Origin of the sequence: Streptomyces mauvecolor (genome assembly GCF_039532965.1) — a bacterium.
Lineage (GTDB): Bacteria > Actinomycetota > Actinomycetes > Streptomycetales > Streptomycetaceae > Streptomyces > Streptomyces violascens.
Genome location: NZ_BAAASQ010000005.1, coordinates 61,927 through 83,002 on the forward strand (window position 1 = coordinate 61,927; position 21,076 = coordinate 83,002).

Annotated in this window: 19 protein-coding genes and 1 tRNA gene; 14 read left to right on the plus strand and 6 right to left on the minus strand. The window is 70.9% G+C overall.

Features of this window, described 5'->3' with window-relative positions:
• Window positions 1-91 precede the first annotated feature (91 nt).
• The gene (mshA, locus tag ABD346_RS05750; RefSeq protein ID WP_344372852.1) at window positions 92-1,435 is read left to right on the plus strand and encodes a D-inositol-3-phosphate glycosyltransferase; all 1,344 of its coding nucleotides are present in this window, start codon (window positions 92-94) and stop codon (window positions 1,433-1,435) included.
• Window positions 1,436-1,541: 106 nt separating this feature from the next.
• Window positions 1,542-2,030, plus strand: coding sequence for a type III secretion system chaperone family protein (locus ABD346_RS05755; protein WP_344372351.1), 489 nt, complete (start codon window positions 1,542-1,544; stop codon window positions 2,028-2,030).
• Window positions 2,031-2,127: 97 nt separating this feature from the next.
• Here ABD346_RS05755 and ABD346_RS05760 read toward each other — a convergent pair whose 3' ends face one another.
• Window positions 2,128-3,417: an MDR family MFS transporter gene (locus tag ABD346_RS05760; RefSeq protein WP_344372354.1), complete on the minus strand. Its 1,290-nt coding sequence runs from the start codon at window positions 3,415-3,417 to the stop codon at window positions 2,128-2,130.
• A gap of 186 nt (window positions 3,418-3,603) precedes the next feature.
• Here ABD346_RS05760 and ABD346_RS05765 point away from each other — a divergent pair, with 186 nt between their 5' ends.
• Together ABD346_RS05765 and ABD346_RS05770 are read left to right on the plus strand one after the other, a co-directional pair.
• The gene (locus ABD346_RS05765) at window positions 3,604-4,362 is read left to right on the plus strand and encodes a phosphoglyceromutase (protein WP_189965063.1); all 759 of its coding nucleotides are present in this window, start codon (window positions 3,604-3,606) and stop codon (window positions 4,360-4,362) included.
• A 260-nt stretch (window positions 4,363-4,622) separates the two neighbouring features.
• Window positions 4,623-5,048, plus strand: coding sequence for a hypothetical protein (locus ABD346_RS05770; RefSeq protein WP_344372358.1), 426 nt, complete (start codon window positions 4,623-4,625; stop codon window positions 5,046-5,048).
• Window positions 5,049-5,406: 358 nt separating this feature from the next.
• Here ABD346_RS05770 and phoU read toward each other — a convergent pair whose 3' ends face one another.
• Entirely contained in the window at window positions 5,407-6,084 is a 678-nt protein-coding gene (gene phoU, locus ABD346_RS05775; protein ID WP_344372361.1) for a phosphate signaling complex protein PhoU, read from the minus strand.
• 199 nt (window positions 6,085-6,283) lie between these two features.
• Between phoU and phoR the strand changes: the two genes are divergently transcribed.
• Both phoR and phoP read left to right on the plus strand, forming a co-directional pair.
• Window positions 6,284-7,564 carry a two-component system sensor histidine kinase PhoR gene (gene phoR, locus ABD346_RS05780; protein WP_053728183.1) on the plus strand — a complete coding sequence of 427 codons (1,281 nt, stop codon included), beginning with the start codon at window positions 6,284-6,286 and terminating at the stop codon, window positions 7,562-7,564.
• A 5-nt stretch (window positions 7,565-7,569) separates the two neighbouring features.
• Window positions 7,570-8,241 carry a two-component system response regulator PhoP gene (gene phoP / locus ABD346_RS05785; RefSeq protein ID WP_465270246.1) on the plus strand — a complete coding sequence of 224 codons (672 nt, stop codon included), beginning with the start codon at window positions 7,570-7,572 and terminating at the stop codon, window positions 8,239-8,241.
• A 93-nt stretch (window positions 8,242-8,334) separates the two neighbouring features.
• Here the strand turns inward: phoP and ABD346_RS05790 are convergent, their stop codons facing one another.
• Entirely contained in the window at window positions 8,335-8,994 is a 660-nt protein-coding gene (locus ABD346_RS05790) for a copper chaperone PCu(A)C domain-containing protein (protein WP_344372364.1), read from the minus strand.
• 612 nt (window positions 8,995-9,606) lie between these two features.
• Between ABD346_RS05790 and ABD346_RS05795 the strand changes: the two genes are divergently transcribed.
• From ABD346_RS05795 to ABD346_RS05820, 6 genes are all read left to right on the plus strand, one after another.
• Window positions 9,607-10,089 (plus strand): CarD family transcriptional regulator, encoded by a 483-nt coding sequence (locus tag ABD346_RS05795; protein WP_003953493.1) that lies wholly within the window; start codon window positions 9,607-9,609, stop codon window positions 10,087-10,089.
• Window positions 10,090-10,370: 281 nt separating this feature from the next.
• Window positions 10,371-11,108, plus strand: a complete 738-nt coding sequence (ispD, locus tag ABD346_RS05800; protein WP_344372367.1) for a 2-C-methyl-D-erythritol 4-phosphate cytidylyltransferase — start codon at window positions 10,371-10,373, stop codon at window positions 11,106-11,108.
• Window positions 11,098-11,601, plus strand: coding sequence for a 2-C-methyl-D-erythritol 2,4-cyclodiphosphate synthase (gene ispF, locus ABD346_RS05805; RefSeq protein WP_344372371.1), 504 nt, complete (start codon window positions 11,098-11,100; stop codon window positions 11,599-11,601). Before ispD ends, ispF begins: the two co-directional genes overlap by 11 nt.
• A gap of 143 nt (window positions 11,602-11,744) precedes the next feature.
• A complete protein-coding gene (gene cysS / locus ABD346_RS05810; RefSeq protein ID WP_344372375.1) occupies window positions 11,745-13,142 on the plus strand; it encodes a cysteine--tRNA ligase in 1,398 nt (465 codons plus the stop codon).
• A gap of 110 nt (window positions 13,143-13,252) precedes the next feature.
• Window positions 13,253-14,209 (plus strand): 23S rRNA (guanosine(2251)-2'-O)-methyltransferase RlmB, encoded by a 957-nt coding sequence (gene rlmB / locus ABD346_RS05815; RefSeq protein WP_344372378.1) that lies wholly within the window; start codon window positions 13,253-13,255, stop codon window positions 14,207-14,209.
• A 75-nt stretch (window positions 14,210-14,284) separates the two neighbouring features.
• Window positions 14,285-15,772, plus strand: coding sequence for a DoxX family protein (locus tag ABD346_RS05820; protein ID WP_344372380.1), 1,488 nt, complete (start codon window positions 14,285-14,287; stop codon window positions 15,770-15,772).
• A 67-nt stretch (window positions 15,773-15,839) separates the two neighbouring features.
• Here ABD346_RS05820 and ABD346_RS05825 read toward each other — a convergent pair whose 3' ends face one another.
• From ABD346_RS05825 to ABD346_RS05835, 3 genes are all read right to left on the minus strand, one after another.
• A complete protein-coding gene (locus ABD346_RS05825) occupies window positions 15,840-16,571 on the minus strand; it encodes a nucleotidyltransferase family protein (RefSeq protein ID WP_344372383.1) in 732 nt (243 codons plus the stop codon).
• Between the two features lie 33 nt (window positions 16,572-16,604).
• Entirely contained in the window at window positions 16,605-17,012 is a 408-nt protein-coding gene (locus tag ABD346_RS05830; protein WP_053728175.1) for a hypothetical protein, read from the minus strand.
• 210 nt (window positions 17,013-17,222) lie between these two features.
• Window positions 17,223-18,359, minus strand: a complete 1,137-nt coding sequence (locus ABD346_RS05835) for an ABC transporter ATP-binding protein (protein ID WP_189965084.1) — start codon at window positions 18,357-18,359, stop codon at window positions 17,223-17,225.
• Window positions 18,360-18,541: 182 nt separating this feature from the next.
• On the opposite strand from ABD346_RS05835, the gene ABD346_RS05840 reads away from it, so the two are divergent.
• Window positions 18,542-18,615, plus strand: a tRNA-Thr gene (locus tag ABD346_RS05840).
• Window positions 18,616-18,934: 319 nt separating this feature from the next.
• Window positions 18,935-21,058 carry a restriction endonuclease gene (locus tag ABD346_RS05845; RefSeq protein WP_344372388.1) on the plus strand — a complete coding sequence of 708 codons (2,124 nt, stop codon included), beginning with the start codon at window positions 18,935-18,937 and terminating at the stop codon, window positions 21,056-21,058.
• Window positions 21,059-21,076: the final 18 nt, after the last annotated feature.

Genomic DNA, 21,076 nt, shown 5'->3' on the forward strand with positions numbered 1-21,076 from the left:
GCGGATTCCGGTGTTCGGGGCTTTGGAGGGGCGTGTCCGCATGCCCGCTCCGCGTCCGAAGGCAGTGCCCCGAGCCGAGGAGGGCCTCGACGTGAGCCAGTACGTGTCCCGGTTCGCCGGCACCCTGGCGGGCCCGCCCAGGCTCCGGCTGCCGGGCGGCCACCGCAAGCCGCGCCGGGTCGCCATGCTCAGCGTCCACACCTCCCCGCTGCACCAGCCGGGGACGGGCGACGCGGGCGGCATGAACGTGTACATCGTCGAGCTCGCCAAGCGCCTGGCCGCGATCAACATCGAGGTCGAGATCTTCACCCGGGCCACCACGGGCGGCCTCGCGCCGACCGTCGAGATGTCGCCCGGGGTGCTGGTGCGGCACATCGACGCGGGGCCGTACGAGGGCCTCGCCAAGGAGGAGCTGCCGGCCCAGCTCTGTGCCTTCACGCACGGGGTCATGCAGGCCTGGGCGCACCACCGGCCCGGCTACTACGACCTCGTCCACTCCCACTACTGGCTCTCCGGGCACGTCGGCTGGCTCGCCGCCGAACGCTGGGGGGTGCCCCTCGTCCATGCCATGCACACCATGGCCAAGGTCAAGAACGCGGCGCTCGCCGAGGGCGACACCCCCGAGCCGGCCGCGCGCGTCATCGGCGAGACCCAGATCGTGAACGCGGCGGACCGGCTGATCGCCAACACCGCCGAGGAGGCCGACGAGCTCGTCCGCTTCTACGACGCCGACCCCGGCAAGGTCGCCGTCGTCCACCCCGGCGTGAACCTCGACCGCTTCCGCCCGGCGGACGGCAGGACCGCGGCGCGGGACCGGCTCGGGCTGCCCCGGGACGCGTTCATCCCGGTGTTCGCGGGCCGCATCCAGCCGCTGAAGGCGCCGGACATCCTGCTGCGGGCGACGGCGGAGCTCCTGGAGCGCGACCCCTCCCTGCGCTCGCGGATGATCGTGCCGATCGTGGGCGGTCCTTCGGGCAGCGGCCTGGCCAAGCCGGAAGGCCTGCAGAAGCTGGCGGCCAAGCTCGGCATCGGTGACGTCGTACGGTTCAGACCACCGGTCGGCCAGGACCGGCTCGCGGACTGGTTCCGGGCGGCGTCCGTCCTTGTCATGCCCTCGTACAGCGAATCGTTCGGACTGGTCGCCATAGAGGCGCAGGCGGCCGGCACGCCGGTGGTCGCGGCGTCCGTCGGCGGGCTTCCGGTGGCGGTACGGGACGGGGTGACGGGGTTCCTGGTCCAGGGCCACGACCCCAAGGACTACGCGACCGCCCTGCGCCGCTTCGTCCAGGACCCCGCCCTTGTGCAGCGCATGGGCAGCGCGGCCGCCCGGCACGCGCAGTCCTTCGGCTGGGGGACGGCGGCGTCGGCGACGGCGGACGTCTACACGGCGGCGATGGCCGAACACCGGCGGCGGATCCGGTCCCATCACGGGTGACGCGTCCACCCCGGGTCGGGCGTGGGGGCCGGTGGCGTACGTTCGCGTCGGCGCCGGGTTCGTGAGCGACCCGGGTCGCGTCCGGGGCTTCGCGTAGGCTCGCGGCATGGCTGACGTGCGGCAGGTCATCGAAACGGCCCTCAAGGACGCGGAGCTCTCGTGGGAGTCCCCGGAGCCCGGCACGTATGTCGTGACCCTGCCGGGCACGCGCAAGCTCTCCACGACCTGCTCGCTGCGGGTCGGCGCGCACGCCCTCTCCGTGAACGCGTTCGTCGTGCGGCACCCCGACGAGAACGAGCCGGCCGTCCATCGCTGGCTCCTGGAGCGCAACCTCCGCCTGTACGGGGTGAGTTACGCGGTCGACCGGCTGGGCGACGTCTACCTGGCGGGCAAGCTCCCGCTCTCCTCGGTCACCCCGGACGAGCTCGACCGGCTGCTCGGGGTCGTCCTGGAGGAAGCGGACGGCGCTTTCAACACGCTCCTTGAGCTGGGCTTCGCGTCGGCCATCCGGCGGGAGTACGCGTGGAGGGTGTCGCGGGGCGAGTCCACGCGCAACCTCGACGCGTTCACGCATCTGACGGGTGGGGCGAGTTGACCTCGCCGGTGCGGCGAGGCCGAACCGGGGGGTTTGCCCACCCACTCGCCCGCCCGTGACGGGGGTGGGATGGTCCAGCTCGGCTGACCTTTCGGGATCACACCGCGGAGTCCGCCTGAAGCTCAGTTCGGGGCGCATCCCCGGCCCCCGCCGACGGAGCCCCAGCAGACGCCCCCGGCACCTCGTCCGCCGCCAGCCCCCGCATCAGCACCCAGTACCCCGGCGCCGCGACGCTTCCCAGCACCGCGCACGCCGCCCACAGCCACGTCGCGCCGAAGTGGTCGATCACGTAGCCCGACATCAGCGGGGCCACCAGCGCCGCCACCGACCAGGACATCGTGTAGATGCCCTGGTAGCGACCCCGGCCGTGGACGGGGGAGAGGCGGACCACCAGGCCCGTCTGCGTCGGCGCGTTCACGATCTCGGCCAGGGTCCAGACGCAGATCGTCAGGGCGTACACCGCCACCGAACCCGCGAACGCCGTCAGGCCGAAGCCGTAACCCGCGAGCAGCGCCGAGATGATCAGGAGGCGGCGCGGGTCGCGGTGCTGGATGTAGCGGGTGACGGGGATCTGGACCGCCACGATGAGGATGCCGTTCACCGCGATCGCCAGGCCGAAGTCGGCGCTGGAGAAGCCGTCCGTGCCCATCGCCACCGGCAGGCCCACGTAACCCTGTTGGAAGATCAGGGAGATGAGGAAGGAGAGGCCCACCACTCCCATGAAGCGGCCGTCCTTCAGGACCGTGCCCATGCCTACCTGGGGTTCGGATTCCTTTTCCACCGCCGTCTGCTCCGGGCGGGACTCCGGCAGCTTGAGGAAGACCACCACCGCGCACACCAGCGTCAGGCTCGCCTCGCCCAGGAAGCCCGCGAGGTAGCTGTACTGCGCGATGAAGCCCGCCGTCATCGACGAGATCGCGAAACCCAGGTTGATCGCCCAGTAGTTGAGGGAGAACGCGCGGACACGGTCCTCCGGCTTCACGATGTCCGCCATCATCGCCTGCACCGCCGGCCGCGAGGCGTTGCTCGCCATGCCGACGAGGAACGCGACCCCCGCGATCGCCACCGGATCCGTCATGAAGCCGAGCAGCGCGACCGACAGGGCCGTCGACGTCTGGGCGATCATCAGGGTGGGGCGCCGCCCGAGCCGGTCGGTCATGATGCCCGCGCCGATCGACGAGACGACTCCGCCGAGCCCGTGCAGCGAGGCCACAAGTCCCGCGTACGAGGCCGAATAGCCCCGGTCCAGGGTGAGGTAGAGCGCCATGAAGGTGGCGACGAAGGCCCCGAGCCGGTTGATCAGGGTGCTGGTCCACAGCCACCAGAACTCCCGGGGAAGCCCCGATACGGTTTCTCGTGCGGCGCGTCTGAGACTGGCGACGGACATGCGGCTTCCCCCGGAACTGTGGCACTCGTGTAAGTGGTGCGGCTGATGCCCGCAAGTTACAAGTGGCCGGTTCCCGAGGGCCAGTGAATTGACGGCGTCCGTCAATCGAGACGGCCCCGGGGCCCAAGGCACCGGCGGGGCCCGTGCGCGCGCGAGGGCCCCGAAACGTCGATTAGGCTCGGACGCATGGCCGACGCACCGTACAAGCTGATCCTGCTCCGCCACGGCGAGAGCGAGTGGAACGAGAAGAACCTGTTCACCGGGTGGGTGGACGTCAACCTCACGCCGAAGGGCGAGAAGGAGGCGGCGCGCGGCGGTGAGCTGCTCAAGGACGCCGGCCTGCTCCCCGACGTGCTGCACACCTCCCTCCAGAAGCGCGCCATCCGCACCGCCCAGCTCGCCCTTGAGTCCGCGGACCGCCACTGGATCCCGGTGCACCGCAGCTGGCGCCTGAACGAGCGCCACTACGGCGCGCTCCAGGGCAAGGACAAGGCGCAGACGCTCGCCGAGTTCGGCGAGGAGCAGTTCATGCTGTGGCGCCGCTCGTACGACACCCCGCCGCCGCCGCTCGCGGACGGCACCGAGTTCTCCCAGTCGGACGACGCCCGTTACGCGACGATCCCGCCGGAGCTGCGCCCGCAGACCGAGTGCCTCAAGGACGTCGTGACGCGCATGCTGCCGTACTGGTACGACGGCATCGTCCCGGACCTCCTGGACGGCAAGACCGTCCTGATCGCCGCCCACGGCAACTCGCTGCGCGCGCTGGTCAAGCACCTGGACGGCATCTCCGACGCCGACATCGCGGGCCTGAACATCCCGACCGGCATCCCGCTGGTGTACGAGCTCGACGCCGACTTCAAGCCGGTCAAGCCGGGCGGCACCTACCTCGACCCGGACGCGGCCGCCGCCGCGATCGAGGCCGTGAAGAACCAGGGCAAGAAGTAATCCCTGTAGCCGGGCCCAAGAGGTAACCCCAAACCCCCTGCCTGCGGATTTCCGCCGCGCAGGGGGTTTTGCGTTACACCCCGTACCCGGCCGCTCGCGCTCCGGTCGCCGACCCGGCACCCGGTGGATAGCCTCGAAACGCGTATTTCGCCCGAAATGCGAGCCGAGTGCGACGCCTCGGCACGCCTCGTCCCACCTCGGCACGCTCGTACGGCGAACCGCGCATCACCCGGGAGAGTCCGCCAAGACAGGAGTCCAATGTGAAAGCCACCCTGCGCAGCCGCTGCGCCCGGACGTTCGCGGCCGGTGCGCTGTCGGCTGCCCTGCTGACCGCCGGCGCGGTCGGTACCTTCGCGCATGCCGCCGAAAGCGCCAAGCCCAAGCCGAGCCCGTCCACCTCCGCGTCCAAGCAGGCCGCGTCCATCACCGTGAAGGCGTCGTCGGTCTCGGTGAAGGCCGGTGACAAGGTGACGTTCACGGGCCGCACCAAGGGCATGCCCATAGGCAGCAAGCTGGTGCTCCAGCACAAGAAGGGCAGCAAGTGGACGACCCTGCAGGCCAGCACCACGGTCAAGCAGGGCAGCAGCTACTCCCTCGACGCCAAGCTCAACGACAAGGGCAAGCAGGAACTGCGGATCAAGTACGACGAGGTCACCTCGCCGTCGGTCACCGTCACCGTGAAGTGAGCCCACGACGCCGATGAACGAAGGAGGGGCCCCGCCCGACCCGGGCGGGGCCCCTCCTCGTGCTGGGAACTCATGCTGGGAACAACCCCGTCGGCGGGATCAGCCGCCGCACTGGCAGGGCGCGCCCGACTGGCAGCCGCAGCCGCAGCCCGAGCCGCAGCCGCATGCGCCGATCAAGGGGAGCCGGACCACTTCGACAGGGGTGACAGGTGCTTCCTGGCGTGGTTCGGACGTGGGCGAATCGGCCATGGGTCCCTCCCGGGGTAGGCAGACGCAGTGAGCCTTTACCCATTGCATGCCCAATCCGGCGGGCGCATCAACGGCGCACGCGCGCAAGCCTGTTGGGCGTCCTCCGGTGTCAGGCTCCCTCGACCGGCGTCGCCGCCTGGAGTTCGTCGGCGTGCTCGCCGGTGACCAGGTAGACCACGCGCTTGGCGACCGACACGGCGTGGTCCGCGAAGCGCTCGTAGTAGCGGCCGAGCAGGGTCACGTCCACCGCGGTCTCGATGCCGTGCTTCCAGCGGTCGTCCATCAGGTGCTGGAACAGCGTGCGGTGCAGCAGGTCCATCTCGTCGTCGTCCTGCTCCAGCTGGAGGGCCAGGTCGACGTCCTTGGTGATGATGACCTCCGCCGCCTTCGCCATCAGGCGCTGGGCGAGCTGGCCCATCTCCAGGATGGTGGCGTGCAGGTCGTGCGGAACGGCGCGCTCCGGGTAGCGGAGGCGGGTCAGCTTGGCCACGTGCTGGGCGAGGTCGCCCGAGCGCTCCAGGTCGGCGCTCATGCGCAGGGAGGTCACGACGATCCGCAGATCGGTGGCGACCGGCTGCTGGCGGGCCAGCAGGGCTATCGCCCGGGCCTCCAGGTCGTGCTGGAGATCGTCGACCTTCTGGTCGGCCGCGATCACGCTCTCGGCGAGCTTCAGATCGGCGTCGAGCATGGCCGTGGTGGCGCGCCCGATCGCCGACCCGACAAGGCGGGCCATTTCGACCAGGCCCTCGCCGATCGAGTCAAGTTCCTCGTGGTACGCGTCCCGCATGGGTGTCCCTCTCTACAACGTCTCCGGGGGGCCGGGGGTGCCTGTGAACCCCACGCTCCCACGTTCCGTCCGTTACGCGTCCGATTCGGCCATAGGAAGTGAACCGTCCCTATCACCTCGGTGAACTCTGGGCGACGAACGTTCGAGCGGCCACCCATTTGGCTGGGTCGGTGTCGGTGGGGCCGCATAACCTGGATGCATGGACGTGAACGCGGCGGTTGCCGCATTGGCAGCGATCGCCGGGGTGTGCACCGGCGTGATCGCCATGCTGGCGTTCCGCTGGAGCGAGCGCGACCAGGCGCGGCCCACCCGGACGTCCCTGCACACCGACGCCGTACTGCCCCCGGGCGTGGACACGGTCCTTTCCGTACTGCGCTCCTCCGCGGTCGTCCTCGACGAGAGCGACTCGGTGGTCAAGGCCAGCTCCGCGGCGTACGCGCTCGGCCTGGTCAGGGGCGGCAAGCTGGCCGTCGAGCCCATGCTCCACATGGCCCGCGACACCCGCCGCGACGGCGAGATACGCCAGGTCGAGCTCGACCTGCCCCGGCGCGGTACGGGCCGCGGCGAGGCCCTCGCGGTCTCGGCCAGGGTCGCCCCGCTCGGCTCCCGGCTCGTCCTGCTCCTGGTGGAGGACCTCACCGAGGCCCGCCGCATCGAGGCCGTACGGCGCGACTTCGTAGCCAACGTCAGCCATGAGCTCAAGACCCCGACCGGGGCGCTCTCCCTGCTGTCCGAGGCCGTCATGGACGCCTCGGACGACCCCGAGGCGGTCACCCGCTTCGCCGGCCGGATGCAGATCGAGGCGACCCGGCTCACCAATCTGGTCCAGGAGCTCATCGACCTCTCCCGCGTCCAGAACGACGACCCGCTGGAGGACGCCGAGCCGGTCCGCGTCGACGAACTCGTCGCCGAGGCCATCGACCGCTCCCGGCACCCCGCGTCCACCAAGCAGATCACCATGGCCGCGGGCGGCACCGCCGACCTGTACGTCTGGGGCAACCGCGGCCAGCTCGCCGCGGCCCTGGGAAACCTGGTCGAGAACGCCGTGAACTACTCGCCGGCCAGGACCCGGGTCGGCATCGCCGGGCGCCGCATCGCCGCGCCCGGCGGGGACCTGATCGAGATCGCCGTGACCGACCAGGGCATCGGCATCTCCGAGAAGGACCGCGAGCGCGTCTTCGAGCGCTTCTACCGGGTGGACCCGGCCCGCTCCCGCGCCACTGGCGGCACGGGCCTGGGCCTGGCCATCGTCAAGCACGTGGCCGCCTCGCACGGCGGGGAGGTCACGGTGTGGAGCTCCGAGGGACAGGGCTCCACCTTCACCCTGCGGCTGCCGGAAGCCGGCGCCGTCCGGGACCGCGCCTCCGCCGGGCGCGGGCCTGTCACGGTCGACGAGGACGAGGACGTCCCGTACGAGACCTTCAGTTCCGCTGTGCCTGAATCACAAGCCATAGTTCCTGCCCCGGAGGTCCTTCCGTGACCCGAGTGCTCGTCGTCGAGGATGAGGAATCCTTCAGCGACGCCCTGTCCTACATGCTCCGCAAGGAGGGCTTCGAGGTCGCGGTGGCGGCCACCGGGCCCGACGGCCTGGACGAGTTCGAGCGCAACGGCGCCGACCTGGTCCTGCTCGACCTGATGCTGCCCGGTCTGCCGGGCACCGAGGTCTGCCGTCAGCTCCGCGGCCGCTCCAACGTCCCGGTCATCATGGTGACCGCCAAGGACAGCGAGATCGACAAGGTCGTGGGCCTGGAAATAGGAGCCGACGACTACGTCACCAAGCCGTTCTCCTCGCGCGAGCTGGTGGCCCGCATCCGGGCCGTCCTGCGCCGCCGCGGCGAGCCGGAGGAGGTCACCCCGGCCGCCCTGGAGGCGGGCCCGGTCCGCATGGACGTCGACCGCCACGTGGTCACCGTCTCCGGCGGCAAGGTCGACCTCCCGCTGAAGGAGTTCGACCTCCTGGAGATGCTCCTGCGCAACGCGGGCCGTGTCCTGACCCGGATGCAGCTCATCGACCGGGTCTGGGGCGCGGACTACGTCGGCGACACCAAGACCCTGGACGTCCACGTCAAGCGCCTGCGCGCCAAGATCGAGCCGGACCCGGGCGCGCCGCGCTACCTGGTGACGGTCCGCGGCCTGGGCTACAAGTTCGAGCCGTAGGCCGATACCCGGCGCATGGCCGGTGCAGGAAAGGAGGGCGGGCCCGGATCGGATCCGGGCCCGCCCTCCTTTCATTCGTCTACCGGGGTTGCGTCAGTGACCCGCCGCGCTGTGCGACGCCGAGCCGGCGCCCGCGGGCTTGCCGCTGCCGCCCGGCGTGTTCGGCGTGGCCGAGCCGGAGGGGGCGCCCGAGGCGGGGGCCGACGGCTCGCCCGAGGCCGCGGGGGACTCCTTCGGCTTCGGGAGCTCGCTGGGGCCGACACCCTCGAAGTAGCTGGTGGCCGGGACCACGAAGGCGTCCAGGCTCACGTTGCCGGTCCTGCTGAACTGGAAGGTGACCTTCTGCGCGTCGCCGTTCTTGGCGGCCTCGCGGCCGTTGGCGACGACCGCGGAGGCATTGCCCTTGCCGCCGAGCACGATGGAGCCGTGCGCCGGGACGGTGATCGGGCCGGTGCCCTTGGCCGGGGAGAGCTTGACGGCGGCGCTGCCGACCTGGATCGAGTCCAGCGTCTGCGGGTCGGTGCCGTTGTTGAACAGCGTCGCGGCGACGACGGCCGGGCCCTCGGCGTCGACCTTCGGCTGGGTGACGACCGTCGCGTTCTGGACCTTGATGTCGCCGACGGTGATGTAGGCGTTGTCCGCCTTGACCCCGAGCGTCTGGGCCCCGTTGCCCGCGGCGCAGGCGGAGAGGGAGGCGAGCGAGAACGCGATGGCAGAAGCGGCGAGGGCGCCGCGTCGAAGGCTGCGGCTCACGGCGGCGGCAACTCCTTGGACGTACGAGACGGACTGCTTCGGACGGGCTACCGATGAGCCGGCCGCGTACCTAAGGGCCGGCTAAGGGTGTGTCAGCGGGCCTAGATTACCGAGCCGTCCGACGCGCCCCGCACCCGACCCGCCCCTTGGGCCGACGGGCCCGCCGAACTCGGGTGGATCACGCGCCGATCTTGGTCTTTCGTACGCCGTTCACATATGCCGGGTGATCAATTTCCCGGGCCGCCACACATTCCTTACCGAAAATCCCCGGGAGTGGTCCGACTGGGCCGTTCGTTGATCAATTCCGGAAAGAATCCCGCACGGCCGAACGGGTGAACGAGCGCCGAACGGAGTAGATGAAGTTCACCGTCTGGAATCCGGCAAACCGGGACGTTCGGCCTCCATGGGTGGCGATCGGGGGCGTGCGGCGTACACGTTTCGCAGCCCCTTCGCAGCTGCTCCGACCTGCGAATACCGCCTTCCGGAAGCCCTCCGCAGCACGTTCGTGTTGCTGTTGTCAAGCCCCGAGATATGCCCTGACCTGCGAAAACGCCATTCAGAAGAAGCCGTATCCGTGTTACCCTGGATAGCCACGGAAGGGGTACCTGTCACATGACGTTCAAGGTTGGCGACACCGTGGTCTATCCCCATCACGGGGCCGCGCTGATCGAGGCCATCGAAACTCGCCAGATCAAAGGCGTGGACAAGACCTACTTGGTGCTCAAGGTCGCCCAGGGCGACCTGACTGTGCGCGTGCCCGCGGACAATGCGGAGTTCGTCGGCGTTCGCGATGTAGTTGGTCAGGACGGGCTGGACCGGGTCTTCGAGGTGCTGCGCGCGCCGTACGCGGAGGAGCCCACGAACTGGTCCCGTCGCTACAAGGCAAATCTCGAGAAGCTCGCCTCCGGCGATGTCATCAAGGTCGCCGAAGTGGTGCGTGACCTGTGGCGTCGTGAGCGCGAGCGCGGACTGTCCGCAGGTGAGAAGCGCATGCTCGCCAAGGCGCGCCAGATCCTGGTGAGCGAGCTGGCCCTCGCGGAGAACACCAACGAAGACAAGGCCGAGGCTCTTCTCGACGAGGTCCTCGCGTCCTGACGCCGTCAATTCCGGGGCCCGGTCGGTTACGGGAACCCCCGGAATGCCCGGCATTGCCGCGGTGCCCGCTGACCAGCAGTGAAAATTGCTGTGTCGCCGGGCGCTGCGGCATGTTCGTATCCCCTCGCCGCCAGCGCCCGCACTCTGTGTGCCGGGCCCGGGCGGCCTGCCTGACCGGTCGTCACGGAAGGGCCGGTCAGGGCGTCGCGCCCGGCACTCCCCATGCTCCAGGAGCAGGGGGTACTCCCAGGCCATACCCATGTCGTTTGAGGACACAAACCTTGTCAGACGAATCGCGCCCTTTCCGCACCGCCGCGGTGATTCCAGCGGCCGGACGCGGCGTGCGGCTCGGCCCGGGCGCCCCCAAGGCGCTCCGCGCGCTGAACGGCACCCCCATGCTCATCCACGCCGTCCGGGCGATGGCCGCCTCCCGCGCCGTCTCGCTCGTCGTCGTGGTGGCCCCGCCCGACGGCGCCACCGAGGTGAAGCACCTCCTCGCCGAGCACGCTCTGCCCGACCGCACCGACTTCCTCGTGGTGCCCGGCGGCGAGAGCCGCCAGGAGTCCGTGAAGCTCGGCCTCGACGCGCTGCCGCCTGGCTTCGACGTCGTACTGGTCCATGACGCGGCCCGCCCGCTCGTTCCCGTCGACACCGTCGACGCGGTCGTCGAGGCGGTACGCGAGGGAGCGCCCGCCGTCGTGCCCGCGCTCCCGCTCGCCGACACCGTCAAGCAGGTCGAGCCGCGCGCCGACGGCTCGCCCGAGCCCGTCGTCGCCACCCCCGAGCGGGCCCGGCTCCGCGCGGTGCAGACGCCGCAGGGCTTCGACCACGACACGCTCGTACGCGCCCACGAGAGCGTCACCGGGAACGTCACGGACGACGCCGGCATGATCGAGCAGCTCGGCCTGCCCGTCGTCGTGGTGCCCGGCCACGAAGAGGCGTTCAAGGTGACCCGGCCGCTCGACCTCGTACTCGCCGAGGCCGTACTCGCTCGACGGAGGGCCAACGATGGCTTCTGAGGCTCCTGCCATTCCCCTGGTCGGGATCGGCACCGACGTCCACGCCTTCGAGCGCGGGCGCGAACTGTGGTGCGCCGGGCTGCTCTGGGAAGGCCGGGACAGCGACGGGTACGGCCTCGCCGGGCACTCCGACGGTGATGTCGCCGCCCACGCCGCGTGCGACGCGCTCTTCTCGGCGGCCGGCGTCGGCGACCTCGGCGCGCACTTCGGCACCGACCGCCCCGAGTGGTCCGGCGCCGCGGGCGTGACCCTGCTCGCCGAGGCCGCCCGGATCGTGCGCGCCGAGGGGTACGAGATCGGGAACATCGCGGTGCAGGTCATCGGCGTACGGCCGAAGATCGGCAAGCGGCGTGACGAGGCCCAGAAGGCGCTCGCGGCCGCCGCCGGGGCGCCCGTCTCGGTGTCCGGCACCACCACGGACGGGCTCGGCCTGACCGGCCGGGCCGAGGGGCTCGCGGCGATCGCCACGGCACTGGTGTACCGGCGGCCGTAGAAGCAGAAATCGAACTCGATCAGCCCGTCGATCGGCTCGCGGAAGATCGTCGGGCGGGTCCGACACCCAACAGTCGCCAAATTGTGTGCCCCGAGGCCCGGAAGGGTCGCGGGGCACTGGTATTGGGCCACTACCCTTGTGGGGTGACCATTCGCCTGTACGACACCAGCGCCCGGCAGATTCGTGATTTCGTCCCGCTCTCGCAGGGCTGTGTCTCGATCTACCTGTGTGGTGCCACGGTTCAGGCGGCCCCGCACATCGGGCACATCCGGTCGGGGCTGAACTTCGACATCATGCGCCGCTGGTTCGAGTACCGCGGCTACGACGTCACGTTCATCCGCAACGTCACCGACATCGACGACAAGATCATCAGGAAGTCGGGCGAGCAGGGCCGCCCGTGGTGGTCGATCGGGTACGAGAACGAGCGCGCGTTCAACGACGGCTACACCGCGCTCGGCTGCCTGCCGCCCACCTACGAGCCGCGCGCCACCGGCCATGTCACCGAGATGGTCGAGATGATGCGCGGCCTGATCGAGCGCGGCCACGCGTACGAGGCGGACGGCAGCGTCTACTTCGACGTGCGCTCCTTCCCGGATTACCTCCAGCTGTCCAACCAGGACATCGACGACCTGCGCCAGCCCGACGAGGGTGTGTCGGGCAAGCGGGACCCGCGGGACTTCGCGATGTGGAAGGCGACCAAGCCGGGCGAGCCCGACTGGGAGACGCCGTGGGGACGCGGCCGTCCCGGCTGGCACCTGGAGTGCTCGGCGATGGCCCACAAGTACCTGGGCAGCGCGTTCGACATCCACGGCGGCGGCCTCGACCTGATCTTCCCGCACCACGAGAACGAGATCGCCCAGGCCAAGGCCTTCGGCGACGACTTCGCCTCCTACTGGGTGCACAACGCCTGGGTGACGATGTCCGGCGAGAAGATGTCGAAGTCGCTCGGCAACTCCGTGCTGGTCTCGGAGATGGTCAAGCAGTGGCGGCCGATCGTGCTGCGCTACTACCTGGGTACCCCGCACTACCGGTCGATGATCGAGTACAGCGAGGAGGCCCTGCGCGAGGCCGAGTCGGCGTTCGCCCGGATCGAGGGCTTCATCCAGCGCGTGGTGGAGAAGGCCGGGGGCGTCGTCGAGCCCGCCGCCCAGGTGCCGCCGGCGTTCGCCGAGGCCATGGACGACGATCTGGGCGTGCCGCAGGCCCTCGCGATCGTCCACACCACGGTGCGGCAGGGCAACAGCGCGCTGGCCGCCGACGACAAGGAAGCCGCCACCGCCCGCCTGGCCGAGGTCCGTGCCATGCTCGGCGTGCTCGGCCTGGACCCGCTGGACGCGCACTGGGCCGGCGAGAGCGACCGGGGTGAGGACCTGCACGGGGCCGTCGACACCCTGGTCCGGCTGGTCCTGGAACAGCGCGAGGCCGCCCGCTCCCGCAAGGACTGGGCGACCGCGGACGCGATCCGCGACCAGCTCACCCAGTCCGGCCTCGTCATCGAGGACAGCCCCAGCGGCCCCCGCTGGACGCTCGGCCCACGCTGAGCCCACACGCGATGTGCCGCCCGGGCGATCGGGCGGCACACTTCATATACGTACGTACACGATCTGCATCCGCATGTGGATCGCCGATTCACTGAGGAAACAGGTAGGTCATGGCCGGGAACAGCCAGCGCAGGAACCGCCGCACGTCCAACAAGAAGGGCGCTACGGTCGGCAGCGGTGGCCAGCGGCGCAGGGGCCTGGAAGGCCGGGGCCCCACGCCGCCCGCCGAGATGCGCAAGAAGCACAAGAAGAACCGCATCGCGACCGCCAAGGCCAAGCAGGCCGCGACCCGCCGCCCGGCGCCCCGGCGCGGCGGCGCCAAGGGCACGTCCGAGATGGTCGTGGGCCGCAACCCCGTCTTCGAGGCGCTGCGCGACGGTGTCCCGGCGACCACGCTCTACGTCCAGCAGTACATCGACAACGACGAGCGCGTCCGCGAGGCCCTCCAGCTCGCCGGCGAGCGCGGCAACATCAACCTGATGGAGGCCCCGCGCGCCGAGCTCGACCGGATGACGAACGGCCTCAACCACCAGGGCCTCGTCCTCCAGGTCCCGCCGTACGAGTACGCCGACCCGCAGGACCTCACGGCGCTGGCGTACGACAACGGCGAGGACCCGCTGATCGTCGCCCTCGACGGCGTGACCGACCCGCGCAACCTCGGCGCCATCGTCCGCTCCACCTCGGCCTTCGGCGGCCACGGCGTGGTCGTGCCCGAGCGGCGCGCGGCCGGCATGACGGCGGGCGCCTGGAAGTCGTCGGCCGGCACCGCGGCCCGTACGCCGGTCTCCCGCGTCACCAACCTGACGCGCGCCCTTGAGGCGTACAAGAAGGAAGGCCTCACGATCGTCGGCCTGGCCGCCGACGGCGAGCACACGGTCGAGGACCTGGAGCAGATCGGCGGCCCCGTCGTCATCGTGATCGGCAGCGAGGGCAAGGGACTTGGCCGGCTCGTCGGCGAGACCTGCGACTACCGCGTGCGGATCTCGATGCCGGGCGGCGCCGAGTCCCTCAACGCCGGTGTGGCGGCGGGCATCGTGCTCTACGAGGCGGCCCGCCGACGCGCCTGAGCTGGGTGATCTTGACGGGTCTCGGACAGATTCGGGCCCGTCAAGCAGTGTCCTAAACCCCCATCACTCGGTTAGATGAGTGTGGACACCAGAACGCCCCGGCCCGGGCTCGACGACCAGCCTGCCCTGAGCATGGTCAAGGTGGACTGCGACCCCGCGCAGGTCATCGTCAACCACGCGAGCTTCCGGGTGCAGCTTGCGCCCAAGTCGCTGCCGAAGCCCCTCATTTCGAGCACCGCGGTGCGCCGCAGGGCGCCCGTGGTGTGGAGCGGGAAGTCGGCGCCGGGGGCGAGCGGACTGCTGCAGGCGGTCCGCGCCACCTCCGTCGCCGTCGCCGGCGGCGCGGGCGAGCGCTACGACTCCGGCTCGACGCAGGTCATCCCGCGCATCACCGTCGACGACACGATGCCGAAGCCGCTGATCCCCAGACCCGGCGCCGGCCCCGAGACCGCACTGCTCCCGCAGATGCGCACTCCCTACCGTCAGCAGCAGCCGTACGCGCAGGGCGAGTTCGAGGACTTCGACGAGCTCGACGGCGCCGGGGACGACGGCGCGGCCGGCAAGCGGCGCGGTGCCGAACCGGTCCGGCACGCCTATTACCCGGGCCGCCGGATGAACCTCGGCGTCGTACTGCTCCCGCTGCGCGTCTTCCTCGGTTTCATCTCCGTGTACGCAGGCATGGGCAAGCTGTGCGACCCCGTGTACTTCGACGGCGGCGAACGCGGCTCGATGGTCAAGTGGCTGAATTCGCTGCACCCTTGGGCGCTCGCCGAGCCCCTGCGCGACTTCGCACTCCAGCACCCCGTGGGCGCGGGCCTGACCGTCGCCTTCCTCCAAGTCGTCGTCGGCGTACTGACGATGCTCGGCCTGTGGCAGCGGGTGGCGGCCGTGTTCGGCGCGATGCTGTCGGCGGCCCTCCTGGTGACGGTGAGCTGGCAGACCGTACGCGCCTACGACGCGCCCGACATCATCTACCTCGCCGCCTGGTCCCCGCTGATCATCGCGGGCGCCCCGGTGTACTCCCTCGACGCCCGGCTCGCGGGCGAGGCCTGGCGCAAGCTCGGCCCGCGCTCCGAACTGTGGGAACTGCGGCGGCGGGTGCTGCGGCGCGGCCTGGTCATGACGACCGTCGTGGTCGGCCTCACGCTGATGACCGGCGCGCTGCTCGGCGGCGCGGTCCGCTCCACCACCGTGGTGACGGTGCCGGGCCCCGACGACGACCCGACCAACTACCTGCCCGGCACGCCGTTGCCGAGCGAGACCGGTCCCGCGCTCGCGCCCCGTACGCCCTCCAGGAGCGCCAAGCCGTCGGCCAAGGCGAAGACGTCGGCGAGCCCGTCGGCGAAGCCGTCCAAGAAGCCGAAGGCCCACCAGACCGTCACGGCGGGCACCACCGGCACGCCGAGCCACTCCGCCGGCACCGGCGGCCAGCCCTCGTCCCGCCACCGCACCACCCCGCAGGCCCCCCCGTCCACGAGCGCGGGCCCGACGTCGTCGGGCAGCACGGGCACCACGGGCTCAAGGGGCGGCAACCACAACCCCATTGGGGGGCTGCTGGGCTAGCGGCGGAACAGCCACACGAAGGGGGCCGGAGAAATCCGGCCCCCTTCGGCATGCGCGCGCCGAACCCTCAACCCCGCTGAGCGGCAAGCTCCTTGGCCGCCTCCGTGAGGTCCTTCGCCGTGTCGATGGCCCGCCAGTACGCCCCGTGGGGCAGCGGGAACCCGGCCAGGCGGCGCTCCCGGGCGAGCCGGGGGAACGTGGTGCGCTCGTGGTCGCCGATGTCCGGCAGCATCGCGGTGAAGGCCGCGGAGAAGACGTACACGCCCGCGTTGATGAGGTACGGCGAGGGCGGCGACTCGATGAAGTCGGTGATGTGGCCGAAGGCGTCGGTCTCGACGGCGCCCCACGGGATGCGGGGGCGGGCCAGGGCCAGCGTGGCGGTCGCGTCGCGCTCGCCGTGGAAGGAGGCCATCTCGCGGAGCGAGAAGCGCGTCCAGATGTCGCCGTTGGTGGCGTACCAGGGCCGGTCGGGGTGCGGCAGCGAGGCCGCCGCGTACTTGAGGCCGCCGCCCCGGCCCAGCGGCTCGTCCTCAACGACCGTGGTGACCCGCAGCGGAAGATCGGCCTTCGCCAGCCAGTCCTTCAGGACGTCGGCGAGGTGGCCGCAGGAGACGACGGCGTCAGTGACGCCCTCGGCGGCCAGCCAGGCGAGCTGATGGCCGATGATCGGGATCCCGGTGCCCGGGATCTCGACCATCGGCTTGGGGCGGTCGTCGGTGTACGGACGAAGTCGTGAGCCCTGGCCGCCCGCCAGGACCACGGCCTGCGTCGGAAACGTCGCAGTTGTGCTCGCAGTCATGCGGTGAACGATAGGCGTCCCCGCAGCGGGGCGTCACCGCTCCTGGGCCACGCCGGAGGCGAAGGAGGTGTCGCAGACGGGGCGGGAGTACGACTGGGCCTTCACGGGGCCGTAGTGCTCGACGGCGGCCCTGCCGAGCGCGCGGGCGATCGACATGCAGTGCTGGGCGAGCGAGGGGCGGTGCTCCACCTCGCGCTGGAGGTGGGTCAGCGCGGTGCCGGGGTCCTTCTCCTGGAGCTCGGTCAGGAGCGCGTCGCGCAGGACGTCCTGCGGGGCACGGGACTTGGCGCGTACGGAGACGTTCTCGGAAGAGGCGGTCAGGATCTGCGATTCGTTGCCGGCCCAGTTCACCCGGGTGACCGCGAGCGTCCCGGAGAGCACGAGGACGACGGGCAGGACGAGGGCGAGAGTTCGGCCGATTCGGCGGGCTGTGTGCGTCACGGAGGCGAGCGTAGCGGGGAGTGATGATTTGGCGACATTTAGTCACCCTGTCGGGGGATGGTTCGAGGCCGCTTTTCGAATCGTGTGTTGACGAACGGGATTCGAAATGGCCGGTGTGCCGGGGTATTTGTCGACAACGGCCCGCGGCCCCGCACTCGCATGCGGGGCCGCCGAAATCGTAGACCCCCTGGTGGGGCCTTCGTAGCGTACTCAGTCGGTGAGGCGCTCGCCCGTAGAAGTGGAGAAGACGTGGGTCTCACCCGGACGCGGGACCACGTGCAGCTGCGTGCCCTTGTCCGGGACGGCGCGGCCGTTCACGCGGACCACGAGGTCCTTCACTTCGCCGCCGACCTCGGCGGAACCGTACACATAGCCGTCGGCGCCGAGTTCCTCGACGACGTTGACGGTGACGGCGAGACCGGCCGGGGCGTCCGCGGACTCCTTGGTGAGGGTCTTCGCGGCGCCGCCGTTCTGCTCGACGATGTCGAAGTGCTCGGGGCGGACGCCGACGGTGACCGTGCGGTCGCCCTTGTCGGCGGCGGCGGACAGCGCCTCGCGGCTGACCGGCACCACGCTGTTGCCGAACTTCACGCCGCCGTCGGTGATCGGCACCTCGACCAGGTTCATGGCGGGCGAGCCGATGAAGCCGGCGACGAAGAGGTTGGCCGGGCGGTCGTACATGTTGCGCGGCGAGTCGATCTGCTGGAGCAGACCGTCCTTGAGGACGGCGACGCGGTCGCCCATCGTCATGGCCTCGACCTGGTCGTGCGTGACGTACACGGTGGTGATGCCGAGACGGCGCTGGAGCGAGGCGATCTGCGTACGGGTGGAGACGCGGAGCTTGGCGTCGAGGTTGGAGAGCGGCTCGTCCATGAGGAAGACCTGCGGCTCGCGGACGATGGCGCGGCCCATGGCGACGCGCTGGCGCTGACCGCCGGAGAGCGCCTTCGGCTTGCGGTCGAGGTACTCGGTCAGATCGAGGATCTTCGCAGCCTCCTCGACCTTCTTCCGGATCTCCGCCTTGTTCACGCCGGCGATCTTGAGGGCGAAGCCCATGTTGTCGGCGACGGTCATGTGCGGGTACAGCGCGTAGTTCTGGAACACCATCGCGATGTCCCGGTCCTTGGGCGGCAGGTGCGTGACGTCACGCTCGCCGATGCGGATCGCTCCGCCGTTGACGTCCTCCAGGCCCGCGAGCATGCGCAGCGAGGTGGACTTTCCGCAGCCGGAGGGGCCGACGAGCACGAGGAACTCGCCGTCCTCGATCTCGATCTCCAGACCGTCGACCGCGGGCTTGGTGGAGCCCGGGTAGATCCGGGTCGCCTTGTCGAACGTGACAGTGGCCATGACTGATGTGTCCCTTCACCGGCAGGAACGTGCCGGACGATCCGAGTAGAGGGAGAAGTGGTTTAGTCCACCTAGGTGGACTGGGTCAGGACGCTACCCGGCGATCCGCCCCCTGTCAGCAGCTGAGCCCCCACAAAATTTCCGGCCGCACCGGGGCGAGCGTTGGTTACACTTCACGGGTTGCCTCCTTAGCTCAGCTGGCCAGAGCACCGCTCTTGTAAAGCGGGGGTCGTCGGTTCGAACCCGACAGGGGGCTCGTAGGGCGAAGGCCCCCGGTCGATGTGGCCGGGGGCCTTCGGCGTCTGTGTCGTACGGCCGTCTCCGGTCGAGGGCCGGACACGAACCGGCCGGCGAAGGCGGCGCCGGACCATGCCCCGGCTGCCCGAGCCAGGTTGTGCCGCGACGCCCGGACGCGGTTGCGGCCCCACGTCGACATCGACCACGGTGCCGATGCCCGGCGCGTCCTGTGCGACCGGAGCGGTGGGGCGCACGGTCTTGTGGGTGCGGCGTGCGGGGGTTCGGGCAGGTCCGGGACACTTGGGGGGTCGGGGTGTGGGGAGAGAGGCAGTCAGCGGATGAGCCGGCGTTCCAGTGGGCTGGTTGGGGTCTGGGCGGAGGCGCAGCGGCAGCAGCAGCGCCAGCGGGAGGCGCAGCAGCGGGCGGTGGTCCAGCAGCAGCGGCAGCAGCGTGCGTACGAGCGTGATCTCGCGCGGATGCAGCGGGAGCAGCAGACGGCGTACCGGCAGGGGCGGGACGCGGATGCCCGGCAGCGTACGCAGGAGCTGGAGGAGCAAGTCGCCGCTCTGGCGCGGCTGTTGGCGGATGGGTGCGGTGCGGCTCCCTTTCGGGTTGCGGCGCTGACTCGGGCGGAGGAGGTCGCGCCGTTCGAGCCGGGGCAGCTCGCTCGGCCCGTGGTCATGCCCGATCCGGCGCAGTATCAGGCGCAGGGCGGCTGGACGGCCGGGCGGCGGGCGCAGGCGCAGCAGGAGGCGCAGGCCAGGTACCAGCACGACTGGCAGGCCGCGCAGGCCGCCGAGGCGCACCGTGTGCAGCAGCTCGCCGCGTACCGGGCGCAGTACGACGCGTGGGCCGCCGGGCAGCTCGCCGAGGTGCGCACGCACAACGCGGGGCTCGCCCAGCTCGTGGACGCGCTGCGGGCCGGGGAGCCGGGCGCGGCGGTCGACTACTTCTCCGCCGCGCTGTACGCGTCGGGTGCCTGGCCGGAGGGGTTCCCGCGGCAGGTGTCGGCCGCCTTCGACCGGGGTGCCCGGCAGCTCGTCCTCGACTGGGAGCTGCCCGGGGTCGAGGTCGTTCCCGAGGTCAAGTCCGTTCGCTATGTGGCCAGTTCGGATACGGAGAAGGAGTCGGCGCGGCCCGTCACCCAGCGGCGGGCGCTGTACCGGGACGCGCTCGCGCAGTGCATGCTGCTCGTGCTGCGCGAGGTGTTCGCGGCCGATGAGTACGGGTGCCTCGAGTCGGTCGTCCTCAACGGCTTCGTCGATGACGTGGACCCCGCCACCGGGCGCCGGGCCGAGATTTTTCTGGCGACGGTGAGCGTGCCGCGTGCCGCGTTCGGGCAGCTGAACCTCGGGCAGGTCAGCGCGGTCGACTGCCTGGTGGAGGCGCTGCGCGGGCAGTTGTCCGCGCGCCCGGACCAGCGCACCGCCGTACGGCCGGCTCGGCGGCCCGCCGATGTCGGTACGGGGGTGGTGTCGCACGGGGGCGGCGAGGAGCCCGACCTGTTCACGATGGACCCCATCGAGTTCGAGGGACTGGTCGCCGAGCTGTTCCGGGCGCGGGGCATGCAGGCGCTCACCACCCAGCGCTCCAACGACGGCGGCGTCGACGTCGAGGCGCTCGATCCTGACCCCATCAGCGGCGGCCGGATCATCGTCCAGGTCAAGCGCTACCGCAACACCGTCCCGCCGACGGCGGTGCGCGATCTGTACGGGACGGTGCAGGGGGCCGGCGCCAACAAGGGCGTACTGGTGACCACTTCGGGCTTCGGTCCCGGGTCGTACGGCTTCGCGGAGGGGAAGCCGTTGACGCTGGTGTCGGGGGCGGAGCTGGTGGATCTGCTGCATCAGCACGGGTTGAGGGGGCGGCTGGGGGCGGGCTCCGGGGGTTCCGCGAGTTCCGCGGGCGCTGCGGGTTCTTCGGGTTCTGCGGAGGGGAGTGTGCCTGCCCGGCGCCCGGCGGCCGAGCCGTCTTCCGAGGACTTCAACCTCCTCGGCATGACGTGGACCGGGGCGGTCTCGCTCGACGTGTGCGCGCTGGTGTGCCGGGGGGCTCGGGTGCTCGCCGAGGACCACTTCGTGTTCTTCAACAACCCCGAGAACCCCGGGAGTTCGGTACGGATGGTGCCGGGCGTGGGGGGTGACCGGGCGGCGGTGCGGGTGGTCTTCGACGCGCTGCCGGCGGCGGCGGACCGGCTGGTGCTCGTGGCCGCGGTGGATCCGGAGGCCAACCCCGCCGGAGACCTGGGCGGGTTCACCTCGGCGGCGATCTGCCTGCGGGATGCGGCGGGGCTTGAGCTGGACCGGCTGCCCGTCTCGGACGGCCGTCCGGGCGAGACGGCCCTGGTGCTCGGGTCGTTCCGCCGCCGGGCGGGGGGTGACTGGGACTTCGTCCCGGGCGGGAAGGGGTATCGGGGTGGGTTGGGGGAGTTGGTGGGGGAGTACGGGGTGGTGGTGGCCTGAGGGGTTGCCCCCCCACCC

What these genes read in the sequence shown, in the direction of transcription:
- ABD346_RS05755 (WP_344372351.1), top strand. Translation starts at nt 1,542, where the DNA reads ATGGCTGACGTGCGGCAGGTCATCGAAACGGCCCTCAAGGACGCGGAG.
- ABD346_RS05795 (WP_003953493.1), top strand. Translation starts at nt 9,607, where the DNA reads ATGACGTTCAAGGTTGGCGACACCGTGGTCTATCCCCATCACGGGGCC.
- ABD346_RS05845 (WP_344372388.1), top strand. Translation starts at nt 18,935, where the DNA reads ATGAGCCGGCGTTCCAGTGGGCTGGTTGGGGTCTGGGCGGAGGCGCAG.
- ABD346_RS05765 (WP_189965063.1), top strand. Translation starts at nt 3,604, where the DNA reads ATGGCCGACGCACCGTACAAGCTGATCCTGCTCCGCCACGGCGAGAGC.
- ABD346_RS05760 (WP_344372354.1), bottom strand. Translation starts at nt 3,417, where the DNA reads ATGTCCGTCGCCAGTCTCAGACGCGCCGCACGAGAAACCGTATCGGGG.
- ABD346_RS05820 (WP_344372380.1), top strand. Translation starts at nt 14,285, where the DNA reads ATGAGTGTGGACACCAGAACGCCCCGGCCCGGGCTCGACGACCAGCCT.
- ABD346_RS05825 (WP_344372383.1), bottom strand. Translation starts at nt 16,571, where the DNA reads ATGACTGCGAGCACAACTGCGACGTTTCCGACGCAGGCCGTGGTCCTG.
- ABD346_RS05835 (WP_189965084.1), bottom strand. Translation starts at nt 18,359, where the DNA reads ATGGCCACTGTCACGTTCGACAAGGCGACCCGGATCTACCCGGGCTCC.
- phoU (WP_344372361.1), bottom strand. Translation starts at nt 6,084, where the DNA reads ATGCGGGACGCGTACCACGAGGAACTTGACTCGATCGGCGAGGGCCTG.
- phoR (WP_053728183.1), top strand. Translation starts at nt 6,284, where the DNA reads ATGGACGTGAACGCGGCGGTTGCCGCATTGGCAGCGATCGCCGGGGTG.
- rlmB (WP_344372378.1), top strand. Translation starts at nt 13,253, where the DNA reads ATGGCCGGGAACAGCCAGCGCAGGAACCGCCGCACGTCCAACAAGAAG.
- ispF (WP_344372371.1), top strand. Translation starts at nt 11,098, where the DNA reads ATGGCTTCTGAGGCTCCTGCCATTCCCCTGGTCGGGATCGGCACCGAC.